Origin of the sequence: Thioalkalivibrio sp. XN8 (assembly GCF_011058255.1) — a bacterium.
In the GTDB taxonomy this organism is placed as follows: domain Bacteria; phylum Pseudomonadota; class Gammaproteobacteria; order Steroidobacterales; family XN24; genus XN24.
This window is the reverse complement of sequence record NZ_JAALFH010000050.1, coordinates 72,924-87,120: the sequence shown is the minus strand read 5'-3', so window position 1 is coordinate 87,120 and position 14,197 is coordinate 72,924. Positions and strand designations below refer to the sequence as shown.

Sequence of the window (14,197 nt, the reverse complement as noted above, 5' to 3'; positions counted from 1 at the left end):
CCGGCTTCAGTCCCCCGCCACGGCGAGCGCGGCGCCGACGATGCCCGCATCATTGCCCAGCGCGGCCGGGACGACGCGCGTACGGCACTCCAGCAGGGGCATGAACTTGTCCGCCTTGCGGCTGACGCCCCCGCCGACGATGAACAGGTCAGGCCAGACGAGATTCTCGAGCGCCACCAGCACCTCGGACACGCGCGCGGCCCACTTGTCCCAGGACAGGCCCTGGCTCTTGCGCAGCTGCGCCGCGGCCCGGTGCTCGGCCTCGGCGCCGTTGACTTCCATGTGCCCGAACTCGGTGTTGGGCACCAGCCGCCCGTCCAGGAACAACGCGCTGCCGATGCCGGTGCCGAAGGTGAGCATCACCACCGTGCCGGCTTCGTCCCGGCCGGCGCCGAAGCGCATTTCCGCCAGCCCGGCCGCATCGGCGTCGTTGAGGACCGTCACCGGAGCGCCCAGCGCGACCGCGAACAGGCGCCCGATGTCGCAGCCGACCCACTCCGGGTCGATGTTGGCCGCGGTATGAGCCACGCCATCCTTGACCACCGCGGGCACCGCGACCCCGTAGCGGATCGCCGGCGGGAACTCCCGCGCCAGCCCGGCCGCCGCCGCGGCCACGGCAGCGGGCGTCGCCGGCTGCGGGGTCAGGAGCTTGTGGCGCTCCGTCAGCAGCCGCCCGGCTCCGAGGTCCACCGGCGCGCCCTTGATGCCCGAGCCGCCGATGTCGATGCCGATGATGTTCATATGCTGCTCCTCACCACATGTTGCGCATGCGCGCCGCCACGTCGATCACTTCCCCGGGGCGCGTGGCGCCGCCGGCGCCCGGCTCCGCCGGGCCGTGAAAGCGCGGCTCCAGGCGGGCCATCATGGCCTCGTCGATGAAGCGGCTGCGGGCGCCGTACACGTGCCGGTCGCCGTGCCGCGGCTGCTGCGGCACCCAGTACTTCAACGGCGCCACCAGGTGCAGGTCCGACTTCGCCCGGGTCATGGCCACGTACAGCAGCCGGCGCTCCTCTTCGATGAGCGCCGGCTTGCCGGTGGCGAACTCCGAGGGAAAATTGCCGTCGGCCACGTTCAGGATGTACACGGAGTCCCATTCCTGGCCCTTCGCCGAGTGGATGGTGGAAAGCACCAGGTAGTCCTCGTCCAGCAGCGGCGGGCCCGCGAGATCGCCGGTGGCCTGCGGCGGGTCGAGCGACAGCTCCGTCAGGAACTGCTCGCGGGTGGCGAACTTGCCGGCAATCTGCTCCAGCGCATCGAGGTCGCCGAGGCGCACCGGCCATTCCTCGTAGAGCCGCTCCAGCTGCGGCCGGTACCACTCCCGGGCCCGCCCGACCTGCCCATGCCAGTCGCCCGCGGCCGGGCCGGGTTCCGCGAGCAGCGCCACCAGGCCCGCCCAGTAAGGCGCGGCCGCCGGCGGCGGCTGCCACGCGCCGAGCGCCGGCGGTTCGAAGCCGTGCGACTCCAGCCAGCCGAAGGCCCGGGCCGCCAGCGCCGGTCCGACCCCGGGCAGCAGCTGCAGGCAGCGGAACGCGGCGACACGGTTCTTCGGGTTGTCCGCCCAGCGCAGCACCGCCAGCAGGTCCTTCACATGCGCCGCCTCGAGGAACTTCAGCCCGCCGTACTTCACGAAGGGGATGTTGCGCCGGACCAGTTCCAGCTCCAGCCGGTCGCTGTGGTGGCTGGCGCGGAACAGTACCGCCTGCTGGCGCAACAGCTGGCCGGCTTCTCGGGCGACGAGGATGGCATTGATCACGTAGTCGGCCTGGGCCTCGTCGTCCGGCACGGTGACATAGAAGGGCTTCTGCGCCGACGGCCGGGCCGAGCGCAGCGCCTTGCGGAACTGCCGCTCCGCGCCGGCCATCAGCGCGTTGGCGGCATCCAGCACCGGCTGCACCGAGCGGTAGTTCTCCTCCAGCGTGACGATCGCCGCCGGCGGCTCGAACTGCCCCGGAAAACGCAGGATGTTCTCCACCTCGGCGGCGCGAAAGGAGTAAATCCCCTGGGCGTCGTCGCCCACCACCGTCAGGCCGCGGCCCTCGGGCTTCAGCCGCAGCAGGATCTCCGCCTGCAGCAGGTTGGTGTCCTGGTACTCGTCCACCAGCACATGATCGAAGCGCTCGCCGATGGCCGCCGCCAGCGCCGGCGGCTCCATCAGGGCGTGCCACCACAACAGCAGGTCGTCGTAGTCGAGCAGGCTGGCCGACTGCTTGAGTTCCACGTAGCGCCCGAACAGCGTGCGCAGCTCGTCGGTCCAGTCGCCGCACCAGGGCCAGTGCGCCTCGAGGCAGTCCGCCAGCTCGGCCCGCGCATTGACCACGCGGGAGTAAATGGCGAGGCAGGTGTCCTTGCGCGGGAAGCGCCGGCGGCCGTCGGCGAGGCCGAGCTCCTGGCGCGCCACGTCCATCAGGTCGGCGGCGTCGCCCCGGTCCAGCACCGAGAAGCCCGCATCCAGCGCGAGGTTCGGCGCGAATTCCCGCAGCAACCGGTTGGCCACTGAGTGGAAAGTCCCCGCCCAGGGCAGGTGCACAGCCTCGCCGCGGCCCTGGTCGGCCAGCGCCTGGCCCACGACCCGGCGCGCCCGGCGAGTCATTTCCCGCGCCGCGCGGCGGCTGAAGGTCAGCAGCAGGATCCGCTGGGGCGGAACTCCGGCGAGCACCAGGTGTCCGACCCGGTGCGCCAGTGTCATGGTCTTGCCAGTGCCGGCGCCCGCGATGACCAGCAGCGGCCCTGCCCCTGGCGGGCTGCCGCGACGCACCGGCGCACCATGGGTCACGGCGCGGCGCTGGGCCTCGTTGAGGCCCTCGAGGACGGCGGCAGGGGACATGCCGCCGACTATAACAGAGGGAAATACCGCCTCGAGCGGTTAGAATGGCCGTTTTTCAGCGCCGGGCATCAAGGCCCGGAAGTACTCCAGGAGACCACGCATGAGCCGACGTTTCGCGCTTCCCTTCGCTCTCGCCGCCGCCGCCGCGTTCGGCGGCTACGCCTCACAGCTGGCCGCAGAGCAGCCGGCCGCGGCCGACGCCGCCGCCAACCCGTTCTTCACGGCGAGCGCGCTGCCCTACCAGGTGCCGCCCTTCGACCAGATTCGCGACGAGCATTACCTGCCGGCCTTCGAGCGCGGCATGGCGGAGGAGCTGGCCGAGATCGAGGCCATCGCCAACAACCCCGAGGCGCCGACCTTCGAGAACACCATCGTCGCCATGGAGCAGACCGGGGAGATCCTGGCCCGCGTGTCGCGCGTGTTCTTCAACCTGAACTCCGCCCACACCAACCCGGCCATGCAGGACGTGCAGAAGACCGTGTCGCCGCAGCTGGCGGCGCATCGCGACGCCATCTTCCTCAACCCGACGCTGTTCGCCCGGGTCGAGGCGCTGCATGGCAAGCGCGCCGAACTGGGCCTCGACCCCGAGTCGCTGCGCCTCCTGGAGCGCTACTACATCGACTTCGTGCGCGCCGGCGCCCGCCTCTCCGAGGAAGACAAGGACAAGCTGCGCGCCATCAACGCCGAGCTCGCCTCGCTGGGCACCACCTTCGCCCAGAACGTGCTGCGCGAGACCCTGGACTCGGCGGTGATCGTGGACACCGCCGAGGAGCTGGACGGCTTCTCCGACGCCCAGATTCGCGCCGCCGCCGAGGCGGCGACCGCCCGCGGCCATGAGGGCAAGTACCTGATCTCGCTGCAGAACACTTCCGGGCAGCCGCCGCTCGCGCTGCTCACCAACCGCGCCCTGCGCCAGCGCATCCACGAGGCCTCGCTGAACCGCGGCGCGCGGGACAACGAACACGACAACCGCCCGGTGGTGGCTCGTGTCGCCGCGCTGCGCGCCGAGCGCGCCGCGCTGCTGGGCTACCCGAACCACGCGGCCTTCGTGCTGGAAAACGCCACGGCCGGCACGCCGGACGCCGTGAACGAGATGCTCGGCGGGCTGGCCCCGGCCGCAGTCGCCAACGCCCGCAAGGAAGCGGCCGACATCCAGGCGCTGATCGAGGCCCAGGGCGGCGACTTCGAGCTGCAGGCCTGGGACTGGGACTTCTACGCCGAGCAGGTGAAGCAGGCCCGCTACGACCTGGACCCGAACGAGCTGCGCGCCTATTTCGAGCTCGAGAGCGTGCTCAACAACGGTGTCTTCTATGCCGCCAACAAGGTGTTCGGCCTGACCTTCAAGCCGCGCCCCGACCTGCCGCTGTACCATCCCGACGCCCGCGCCTGGGAAGTGTTCGAGGAAGACGGCACGCCGCTCGGGATCTTCATCGGCGATTTCTACGCGCGTGACTCCAAGCGCGGCGGCGCCTGGATGAACGCCTATGTCCCCCAGAACGGCCTGGAGGGCAACAAGGCCGTGGTGGCGAACCACCAGAACATTCCGAAGCCGCCCGAGGGCGAGCCGACCCTGATGACCTTCGACGAGGTCGTCACGATGTTCCACGAGTTCGGCCACGCCGTGCACGGCCTGTTCTCCGACGTGCGTTACCCGCGTTTCTCCGGCACCAGCGTGCCGCGCGACTTCGTCGAGTTCCCCTCGCAGGTCTACGAGATGTGGGCCGACTGGCCGACCGTGCTGGCCAACTACGCCCGCCACTACGAGACCGGCGAACTGCTGCCCAAGGAGATGCTGGAGAAGGCGCTGGAAGCGCAGAAGTTCAACGAGGGCTTCCGCACCACCGAGTACGTGGCCGCCTCGCTGATCGACCAGGCCTGGCACCAGCGCAAGGCCGGCGACGTGCCGACCGACACCGTGGCCTTCGAGCAGCAGGTACTGGCCGACACCGGCATGGACTTCGCCCCGGTGCCGCCGCGCTACCGCAGTACTTACTTCTCCCACATCATGGGCGGGTACTCGGCCGGCTATTACTCCTACATCTGGAGCGAAGTGCTGGATGCCGACGCCGTGGCCTGGTTCAAGGAAAACGGCGGCATGACGCGCGAGAACGGCGAGCACTTCCGCGCCAGCCTGCTGGCGCGCGGCGGCAGCAAGGACGCGATGGAGCTCTATCGCGACTTCGCCGGCCGTGATCCCGAGATCCGCCACCTGCTGGAGCGCCGCGGCCTGACCGCGGCCGGCTCCGGCGAATAACCAGGGGTCCCGGGCGCCGCGTCGCGGCGGCGCCCGGGCACCTCGCCGAGAGAGAGAGTTGCCATGATCCAACGGCTCAGAGGCCTTTTGGCCGTGCTCTGCTGCGCCCTGCCGCTGGCAGCCGCGGCCAGCGCCACGGTGGACATTCCCTACGAGGCGTTCACCCTGGACAACGGTCTGCGCGTGATCGTCCACACCGACCGCAAGGCGCCGATCGTGGCCGTGAACGTCTGGTACCACGTCGGCTCGAAGAACGAGCCCGAAGGCCGCAGCGGCTTCGCGCACCTGTTCGAGCACCTGATGTTCCAGGGCTCGGAGAACTACGACGACGAGTACTTCAAGCCCTTCGAGCAGGTCGGCGCCACCGGCCAGAACGGCACCACCAGCTTCGACCGCACCAACTACTTCCAGAACGTGCCGACCACGGCGCTGGACATGGCGCTGTGGATGGAATCGGACCGCATGGGCCATTTCCTGGGCGCCATCACCCAGGAGCGACTGGACGAGCAGCGCGACGTGGTGAAGAACGAGAAACGCCAGCGCTACGGCCAGCCCTACGGCCAGGCGTGGGAGCGGCTGTTCGAGGCCAGCTTCCCCCAGGGGCACCCCTACTCATGGATGCCCATCGGCTCGATGGAGGACCTGGATGCCGCCACGCTGGACGACGTCAAGGACTGGTTCCAGACCTGGTACGGCCCGAGCAACGCCGTGCTGGTGCTGGCCGGGGACATCGACGTGCCGACCGCGAAGGAGAAAGTCACCCGCTACTTCGGCGACATCCCGGCCGGCCCCCCGCTGAGCCGCCCCGAGCAGTGGGTCGCGGCGCGCACGGAGTCGACCCGCGAGGTGATGCACGACCGCGTGGCCCAGGCGCGGGTCTACCGCGCCTGGAACATCGGCAACTACGGCACCGCCGAGGCCGACTACCTGGCCCTGGCCGCCCAGATTCTCGGCGGCGGCCCCTCCTCGCGCCTGCAGGCCCGGCTGGTCCACGAGGAGCAGCTGGTCTCCAACGTCTTCGCCAGCGCCATGCCGCTGGAGCTCTCCGGCATGTTCATGATCGTCGCCACGGTGAAGGACGGCGTCGACCCGGCGCAGGTCGAGGCGGTCATCGACGAGGAGCTCGCGAAGTTCCTGGACAAGGGGCCGACCCGCGCCGAGCTGGCGCAGGCCAAGACGCGTTTCCGCGCCAACTTCGTCCGCGGCGTGGAGCGCGTGGGCGGCTTCGGCGGCAAGTCCGACGTGCTCGCCGGCTGTGCCGTCTACACCGGCGACCCGGGCTGCTTCCGCGCCAGCGCCGAGCGCATCGAGTCAGCCAGCGCCGCGGACGTGCGAGGCGCCGCCCGCCAGCGCCTCGGCCAGGGCGACCACACCCTGACCATCCTGCCGTTCCCGCCGCACGCGACCGTCGCCACCGACGTGGACCGCAGCCAGGGCGTGCCGCAGGTCGACGAGTTCCCGCAGGTGACTTTCCCCGGCCTCGAGCGCGCCACGCTGAAGAACGGCATCGAGGTGGTGCTGGCCGAGCGCCGCGAGATCCCGGTGGTCCAGGTGCAGCTGGCCTTCGACGCCGGCTATGCCGCCGACGTCGGCCGCAAGCTCGGCACCGCCAGCTTCACCATGAGCATGCTCGACGAGGGCGCCGGCAAGCGTGGCGCGCTGGAGCTGGCGGCCGCCATCGAGTCGGAAGGCGCGATGATCGGCGCCGGCGCCGGCCTCGACTCCGCCACGGTGTATCTCAGCGCCCTGCGGGACCGGCTCGATCCCTCCCTGGCGCTGTTCGCCGACGTGGCGCTGCGGCCCCGCTTCGGCGAGGACGAAATCGAGCGCGTGCGGCGCCAGTGGCTGGCAGGCATCGCCCAGGAAAAGACCCGGCCGCAGAGCGTCGCCTACCGCCTGCTCCCGCCGCTGCTCTACGGCGCGGGCCATGCCTACGCCATCCCCTTCACGGGCAGCGGCACCGAGGAGGCTATCGCCAGCCTCACTCGTGACGACCTGGTGGCTTTCCACCGCGACTGGCTGCGGCCGGACAACGCCCGCTTCATCGTCGTCGGCGACATCTCCATGGAAGAGATCGTGCCCTTGCTGGAGAAGCACTTCGGCGGCTGGGAAGCCCCCGCGACGCCGCGGCCGGCGAAGAACGTCACCACGGTGGCGCGGCCCGACCGTCCCCGCATCTACCTGGTCGACCAGCCGGGCTCGCCGCAAGCGAACATCCTCGCCGGCCTGCTGGTGGCCCCTGCAGCTGACGAAGACTCGCTCGAGTTCGACCTCGCCAACGGCATCTTCGGCGGCACCTTCACCTCGCGCATCAACATGAACCTGCGCGAGGACAAGGGGTGGTCCTACGGCGTGCGCAGCTCGGCGTCGGACACCGAGGGCCAGCGGCCCTGGATCCTGTCGGCCCCGGTGGATATCGCGCGCACCGGCGACTCGATGCGCGAACTGATTGCGGAGATCGAGGCCTTCACCGGCGACCGCCCCGCCGAACCCGAGGAGCTGGAGAAGATTCGCGCCAACCGGGTTCGCAGCCTGCCCGGCCGCTATGAGACCGCCTCGGCGGTGCTCGGCGCGGTCAGCGAGATCGTGCGCTACGGCTGGCCGGACGATCACGTGGTCCGCGAGCAGCAGCGCATCGAGACCATGAGCCTTGCGGAGGTGCGTGCGGCGGCCCGGGCGCTGGACGCGGACGCCCTGACCTGGGTGGTGGTCGGCGACCTGGCGCAGATCGAGCCCCAGGTGCGCGCGCTGGACCTCGGCGAGGTCGTGGTGCTGGACGCCGACGGACGCCCGCGCTAGGCGCCGCTGCGCTTACTTGAAGACGCGCTCATAGTCCTGGAGATTCTCCTGCAGCATCCGCTCGTATTCGCTTTTGAAGAACTTCGTTGCGGTCGGGCGGTCGGCGCGGAACTTGTCCAGGCTGCCGGCATGGGCCGCGACCACGAATGAATTGAACCGCGCCGCAGCGTAGAGCAGCGCCATGCTGACGTGCTCCCGCTTGACGGTCTCGATTTCCTCGTTGGCCAGGGCAATGAACTTGTCGACCACGCCGCGGAACTCGCGGTCGATCACCTCCTGGTCGCGCTGGTCCTCTTCTGCCGGCGGCTTCTCCAGCTGGAACTTCAGCTTGCCGTGCTCGGCCTGCCCCGCGGCCCCGCCGGGCACGTCGCCCAGCGACTGGTAGCGCTGCATGATCGCCTTCATCTCGGCGCTCAGCTTGTCTTTGCTGCCGTTGTCTTCGTTGCTCATCCGTCACTCCGGCGCGAACCTGGTTGTTGGGCGCATTCTAACCGCGCCGGGCCCGGGCGCGTGAAAGCCGGAACTCGTCGCGGGCATGAGCGGCCAGCGCCGCGCCGATGCTGATGGACGGGTCGGGCGGCAGCCCGTCGGCCAGGCGCAGGATCTGGCGGTAGTACCAGGCCATCTCGCCCTGCACGTTCATGAACTTCAAGAGCATCAGCGGGCTGGCCGGCCCGGCCCAGCGGGCCCGGCCGAAACGCAGCGCCGGTGGCGGCGTCGCGGCCTCGACCGTGCCGGCGGCGAGGCGGCCCGGCAGGTCCGGGTCGATGCACACCGGCCGGCCCAGCCCGATCACGTCCAGCTCGTCCCCGGCCAGCGCCTCGGCCATGGCCGCGCGGGTGCGGAAGCCGCCCGTGACCATCATCGGCAGCGGATAGGCGGCGCGAATCTCGCGCGCGTACTCGAGAAAGTAGGCCTCGCGCCGGCGGGTGCTGGCACGCTGCGGCTCGGCGGCCGTCTCTGCGCGGCCCTGGTAACCGAACAGCTTCGGCTGCTCGTAGGTGCCGCCGGAGACTTCCAGCAGGTCGATCTTTTCCGCCGCCAGCCAGCGCGCCACCTGCACGCAGTCCGGCAGGTCGAAGCCGCCCTTCTGGAAGTCCGCGCTGTTGAGCTTCACCCCGACGGGGAAGTCGTCGCCCACTGCCCGACGCGTGGCGCGCACGATCTCCAGCAGCAGCCGCGCGCGGTTCTCCAGCGGCCCGCCCCACTCGTCCTCGCGCTTGTTGGTCACCGGCGAGAGGAACTGGGCCAGCAGGTAGCCGTGCGCGGAATGCACCTGCACGCCGGTGAAGCCGGTTTCGCGCGCGATTGCCGCGGTGGTGGCGAAGCGCTGGATGACGTCCTGGATCTCCTCCCCCGTGAGCGCCCGCGGGCGGGCGAACAGCCCGAGCAGGTCCAGGCCCTCGGTCGAGGCCGAGACCGGCTGCGAGGAGCTCATGCGCGAGCACTGCCGGCCCGGATGGCTGATCTGCATCCACAGGTGGTTGCCGGCCGCGGTGCCGGCCTTGGCCCAGGCGGCGAGCTCGCTCCAGCCATGGCGGTCCTCGATGACCACGTTGCCCGGCCGCTCCAGCCAGCGCCGGTCCACCATCACGTTGCCCGTAACCAGGAGTCCCGCCCCGCCGGCGGCCCAGCGCCGGTAGAGCCGCGCATGGCGCTGGTTGGCCTGGTCGTCGGCCGCCGCCAGGCCCTCGGTCATGGCGGCCTTGGCGATCCGGTTCGGCAGGGTGGCGCCGCAGGGCAGGCGCAGGGCATCGGCGAGTTCGGGCATGGGTTCGGTCTCGTCGCGCAGGCGGCCTGCAGCATACCGCGCCGGGGCCTCCCGTGGCATGGCTCAGGTAGAATCGCCCGACCACGCGCTCGAGGGGGAAGCGATGTCGGACGGACCACTGATCACCAACGACGCCGTCGTGCTCGGGCTGCTGGCCCTGATCCTCGGCGGGGTGTTCTGGACCCAGCAGAGCCGCATCCCCTTCTTCCAGCGCTTCTACACCTATGTGCCGGCGCTGCTGTTGTGCTACTTCCTGCCCTCGCTGCTGAACACCTTCGGCATCATCGACGGCAAGGCCTCGAATCTCTACTACGTGGCCTCGCGCTACCTGTTGCCCGCCTGCCTGGTGCTGCTCACCTTGTCCATCGACCTGCCGGCGGTGGCGCGCCTCGGCAACAAGGCCGTGATCATGTTCTTCACCGGCACCTTCGGCATCATCGTCGGCGGCCCGCTGGCGCTGCTGGTGGTCGGCGCGATCTCGCCCGAGACCGTGGGCGGCGACGGCCCGGACGCCGTGTGGCGGGGCATGACCACCATTGCGGGGAGCTGGATCGGCGGCGGCGCCAACCAGGCGGCCATGAAAGAAGTGTTCGACGTCGGCGACAACCTGTTCGGCCAGATGATCGCGGTGGACGTGCTGTGCGCCAGCGTGTGGCTGGCCATCCTGCTGTTCTTCGCCTCGCGGGCGAAGGAGATCGACGCCCGCACCGGCGCCGACACCACGGCCATCGAGGACCTGAAGCGTCGCATCGAGCTGTACCACGCCCAGCACGCGCGCATCCCGCGCCTCGCGGACCTGATGTTCCTTGCCGCCATCGGCTTCGGCGTCACCGCCGTGGCGCACATGGGCGCCGACACGCTCGCGCCCTGGATCGCCGCCACCGCGCCGGGACTGGACCGCTTCAGCCTTACCAGCGGCTTTTTCTGGCTGGTGGTGATCGCCACCACCGGCGGGCTGATACTGTCCTTCACCCCGGCGCGCAAGCTCGAGGGCGCCGGCGCCTCGACCGTGGGCTCGGCCTTCCTCTATATCCTGGTCGCCAGCATCGGCATGCAGATGGACATCACCGCCGTGCTGTCCAACCCGGGGCTGTTTGCGGTGGGCATGATCTGGATCGGCTTCCACGCCGCGCTGCTGTTGATCGTCGGCAAGCTGATCAAGGCGCCGCTGTTCTACCTCGCGGTCGGCAGCCAGGCCAATGTCGGCGGCGCGGCGTCGGCGCCGGTCGTGGCCTCGGCCTTTCATCCCTCGCTGGCGCCGGTCGGCGTGCTGCTGGCCGTGCTGGGCTATGCCGTCGGCACCTACGGCGCCTGGCTGTGCGGGCAGATCCTGCGCGTGATCGCGGCCGGGTGAGGATGCGCGGCTGGTGACGGTGTCCGCCGAAGACTGTATCGCGGCGCTGCTGGCCGAGTACGCGCCGGCGAGCGTGCTGGTGATCGGGGATGCGGCGCCGGAGACAGCAGCCGAGGTGACCCGCGTTGCGGCCACCGAGGCGCCCCGGAAGCTGGAAGCGGTCGGCCGCTTCGACTTCGCCATCGTGTCGGGGCTGCTCGAGGAGATCGAGGCCGCGGACGCCGAGGCCGTGCTGGGGCGGCTGAAGAACCTGCACACCAGCCGCTTCCTGCTGCTGGCGGACCCGGCGCGGGCCTCACTTGGGCACGACGCGCTGCTGGCGCTGGCGCTGGCCCCTTTCGAGCACCTGGCCGACGGCCGCGTCGCCTGGCGCTACGACCTCGACCGCTACAACCCGGAGCGGCGCTGGAACAACCCCGAGGACTGGGCCAACCCGCACAACTTCGACCGCTTCCGCTGGTAGCGTAACGGGAATCATGAATTCCGAACCCCTCGCTCACCGGGAACACATCGTCCGCGGCATGCTCGCCGCGCTCGGGGCCTTCTTCATGTTCACGGTGATGAATGTGTTCGCCAAGCTGTTGAGCGAAAACCATTCCGTCATCGAGATCGCCTTCTACCGCAACCTGATCGCCAGCCTGCCCTTCCTGTTCATGGTCTTCGTGCTCGGCCGGCGCGAGATCCTGGTGATCCGCAGCAAGCCGTCGCTGGTCGGGCTGCGCGCGGTGCTGGGCGCGGTCTCGCTGATGACCACTTTCCTCGCCTTCTCGCTCATGCCCATGGCCGAGACCACGGTGCTGCTGTTCACGGCCTCGCTGTTCCTGCCGGTGCTCGGCGTGTTCGTGCTCGGCGAGAAGGTCGGGCCCTGGCGCTGGTCGGCGGTGGTGATCGGCTTTGCCGGCGTGGCGGTCATGGCCAGCCCGACGGGCAACGTGTACATGCTGGGCGTAGCGGTGGCGCTGGTCGCCGCGCTGATGCACGCCACGCTGCAGGTGGTGCTGCGCTACCTCGGCCGCTACGAGAGCCCCGAGACCGTGACCTTCTATTTTATGGTGATCGGCACGCTGGTGACCGCCCTGCCGCTGCCCTTCGTCGCCGTGACGCCGACGCTCGCCGAAATACCGCTGCTGTTCGGCGTGGGGCTCTCCGGCGCCGCGGCGCAGTGGCTCTTGTCCACCGCCTTCCGCAATGCGCCGGCGGCGGTGGTTACAGTGTTCAACTACAGCGGCATCGTCTGGGCCACCCTGTTCGGCTGGCTGATCTGGAACGACTGGCCGCTGCCGCACGTGCTGGCCGGTGCCGCCATCGTGATCGCCTCCAACGCGCTCATCATCTGGCGCGAAAGCCGCCGCCGCCCGATCACTGGGGCGCGGGTGCGGGCGAAGTTCTGAGTGCCATGCTGTATTGCAGTGCAACCAATGCCAGCAACCAGTCTGCAATCAAGCCGTTTTAGCTTATGCTCCGCCGAGGCCAGTCGGAAAGACCATGAGATCGGCCCGGGCATGATCGGCCGCGACCGTGGCGGCAATAAGCAATAACAAGGGAAAACCAGTCATGGAAATGAGCAAGCGTTTGGGTGCCGAGTTCCTCGGCACGTTCTGGTTGGTACTCGGCGGCTGCGGCAGCGCCGTGCTCGCGGCGCAGTTCGGCGGCGACGGCAACCCGTTGGGCATCGGACTGGTCGGCGTGTCGCTGGCCTTCGGCCTGACCGTACTCACCATGGCTTACGCCGTCGGCCATATCTCCGGCGGACACTTCAACCCGGCCGTCAGCTGCGGCTTGTGGGCGGCGGGCCGCTTCCCCGGCAAGGACCTCGGGCCCTACCTCGCAGCGCAGGTCGTCGGCGGCCTGGCCGCGGGTCTGGTGCTGTATCTCATTGCCACCGGCAAGGCGGGCGTGGAGATCGGCGGGTTCGCCAGCAACGGCTATGGCGAGCGCTCGCCGGGCGGCTACGGCCTGGGCGCTGCGTTCCTGACCGAGGTCGTCATGACGCTGTTCTTCCTGCTGGTGATCATCGGGGTCACCAGCAAGGCCGCCCCGGCCGGCTTTGCCCCGCTTGCGATCGGCCTGTGCCTGACCCTGATCCACCTGGTCAGCATCCCCGTGACCAACACCTCGGTGAATCCCGCCCGGTCCACCGGCGTGGCCTTCTTCGCCGATGCCGGCGCGGTGCCGCAGCTGTGGTTGTTCTGGCTCGCGCCGATCGTGGGCGCGTTGATCGCCGGATACCTCTCGCGCTGGCTGCAGGAAGGCTCGAACTAGCGCGCATGCCAGCGTTCACACGACTTCGACCGCATGTTCGCCGCGCAGGAAGAACGCGGCCAGGACCAGCAGCGCAACCGGGAACAGCGCCAGGTTGATGAAGCCGAAGACGATAGTGAACTGCAACACGCAGCAGGCCAGCAGCAGGATCGCGAACACCTTCAGCAAGGTGGGCGACTCGGCGCTCGCGCGCAGCAGGGTGATCGACAGCACCAGCGCCAGCACGGCATAAACGAACAGCCCGGCGATACCGACCACCATGCTGGCGAGCACCAGTTGCTCCGCCGTAGCCGGGTCGAATTCCGGGCCGGCCGCAAAGGCCAGGTCGAACAGCACGGTCGCGTGGAACACGCCGACGACGATAGCCATCATCAGCAACAGCACCGCAGGCAGAGCCGTGTTCAGGCGCTGCGCGAGAATCTTGCGCAGGCTGAGGTAGAGGTAGATCTCGATCGCCCCGATCAGGACGAAGAGCGCGTCCCAGCCGTTGAGCCGCATGACGTCGTCGCGGATGGTCTCGAACAGGGACTCCCCGCCGGCGCCGAGGACCGAGACCCAGTACACGGGGAACAGCAGGGCCAGGGCCACGGCCAGGTAGCCGGGCAACGCGTGTTCAGTCTTCATTCCGTTCGTCTCCTCTGGCGTCGTCGGGCACGAATTCGAGCAGGTCGCCGGGCTGGCACTCGAGCGCCCGGCAAATCGCCTCGAGGGTGCTGAAGCGGATGGCCTTGACCTTGCCGGTCTTGAGCAGCGAGAGATTCGTCATGGAGATACCTACGCGCTGCGACAGCTCGGTCAGCGACATCTTCTTCTTCGCCAGCTCGACATCGAGGTTGATGCGAATGCTCATGCTCGAAACCCACAGTTGATATTAATGTATGACGTAACAAATATAACGGTAAACATAATACTCTTTACGCAAAACATTTCAAC

The 14,197-nt window shown here is 69.3% G+C and carries 12 protein-coding genes; 6 read left to right on the top strand and 6 right to left on the bottom strand.

Features of this window, described 5'->3' with window-relative positions; all coding sequences use genetic code 11:
* Positions 1 to 6 precede the first annotated feature (6 nt).
* Together ppgK and G6N75_RS05895 are read right to left on the bottom strand one after the other, a co-directional pair.
* Entirely contained in the window at positions 7 to 741 is a 735-nt protein-coding gene (gene ppgK / locus G6N75_RS05900) for a polyphosphate--glucose phosphotransferase (protein ID WP_165347426.1), read from the bottom strand.
* Between the two features lie 10 nt (positions 742 to 751).
* Positions 752 to 2,824, bottom strand: a complete 2,073-nt coding sequence (locus G6N75_RS05895) for an ATP-dependent helicase (RefSeq protein WP_165347425.1) — start codon at positions 2,822 to 2,824, stop codon at positions 752 to 754.
* Between the two features lie 100 nt (positions 2,825 to 2,924).
* Between G6N75_RS05895 and G6N75_RS05890 the strand changes: the two genes are divergently transcribed.
* Both G6N75_RS05890 and G6N75_RS05885 read left to right on the top strand, forming a co-directional pair.
* A complete protein-coding gene (locus G6N75_RS05890) occupies positions 2,925 to 5,078 on the top strand; it encodes a M3 family metallopeptidase (protein ID WP_165347424.1) in 2,154 nt (717 codons plus the stop codon).
* 63 nt (positions 5,079 to 5,141) lie between these two features.
* Entirely contained in the window at positions 5,142 to 7,877 is a 2,736-nt protein-coding gene (locus tag G6N75_RS05885) for a pitrilysin family protein (RefSeq protein ID WP_165347423.1), read from the top strand.
* 12 nt (positions 7,878 to 7,889) lie between these two features.
* Here the strand turns inward: G6N75_RS05885 and G6N75_RS05880 are convergent, their stop codons facing one another.
* Both G6N75_RS05880 and G6N75_RS05875 read right to left on the bottom strand, forming a co-directional pair.
* The gene (locus G6N75_RS05880; RefSeq protein ID WP_165347422.1) at positions 7,890 to 8,327 is read right to left on the bottom strand and encodes a DUF3144 domain-containing protein; all 438 of its coding nucleotides are present in this window, start codon (positions 8,325 to 8,327) and stop codon (positions 7,890 to 7,892) included.
* Between the two features lie 37 nt (positions 8,328 to 8,364).
* Positions 8,365 to 9,648 (bottom strand): NADH:flavin oxidoreductase/NADH oxidase family protein, encoded by a 1,284-nt coding sequence (locus G6N75_RS05875; RefSeq protein ID WP_165347421.1) that lies wholly within the window; start codon positions 9,646 to 9,648, stop codon positions 8,365 to 8,367.
* A gap of 58 nt (positions 9,649 to 9,706) precedes the next feature.
* Between G6N75_RS05875 and G6N75_RS05870 the strand changes: the two genes are divergently transcribed.
* The 4 genes from G6N75_RS05870 to aqpZ all read left to right on the top strand — a co-directional run bounded on the left by G6N75_RS05870 (position 9,707) and on the right by aqpZ (position 13,264).
* Positions 9,707 to 11,002, top strand: a complete 1,296-nt coding sequence (locus tag G6N75_RS05870) for a DUF819 family protein (protein WP_240900966.1) — start codon at positions 9,707 to 9,709, stop codon at positions 11,000 to 11,002.
* A gap of 13 nt (positions 11,003 to 11,015) precedes the next feature.
* A complete protein-coding gene (locus G6N75_RS05865) occupies positions 11,016 to 11,465 on the top strand; it encodes a DUF6231 family protein (RefSeq protein ID WP_165347420.1) in 450 nt (149 codons plus the stop codon).
* Between the two features lie 13 nt (positions 11,466 to 11,478).
* Positions 11,479 to 12,393 (top strand): DMT family transporter, encoded by a 915-nt coding sequence (locus tag G6N75_RS05860; protein ID WP_165347419.1) that lies wholly within the window; start codon positions 11,479 to 11,481, stop codon positions 12,391 to 12,393.
* Positions 12,394 to 12,556: 163 nt separating this feature from the next.
* Positions 12,557 to 13,264 carry an aquaporin Z gene (aqpZ, locus tag G6N75_RS05855; RefSeq protein ID WP_165347418.1) on the top strand — a complete coding sequence of 236 codons (708 nt, stop codon included), beginning with the start codon at positions 12,557 to 12,559 and terminating at the stop codon, positions 13,262 to 13,264.
* A 15-nt stretch (positions 13,265 to 13,279) separates the two neighbouring features.
* Here the strand turns inward: aqpZ and G6N75_RS05850 are convergent, their stop codons facing one another.
* Together G6N75_RS05850 and G6N75_RS05845 are read right to left on the bottom strand one after the other, a co-directional pair.
* The gene (locus G6N75_RS05850) at positions 13,280 to 13,888 is read right to left on the bottom strand and encodes a hypothetical protein (protein WP_165347417.1); all 609 of its coding nucleotides are present in this window, start codon (positions 13,886 to 13,888) and stop codon (positions 13,280 to 13,282) included.
* The gene (locus tag G6N75_RS05845) at positions 13,878 to 14,114 is read right to left on the bottom strand and encodes a helix-turn-helix transcriptional regulator (RefSeq protein ID WP_165347416.1); all 237 of its coding nucleotides are present in this window, start codon (positions 14,112 to 14,114) and stop codon (positions 13,878 to 13,880) included. Before G6N75_RS05845 ends, G6N75_RS05850 begins: the two co-directional genes overlap by 11 nt.
* Positions 14,115 to 14,197 lie beyond the last annotated feature (83 nt).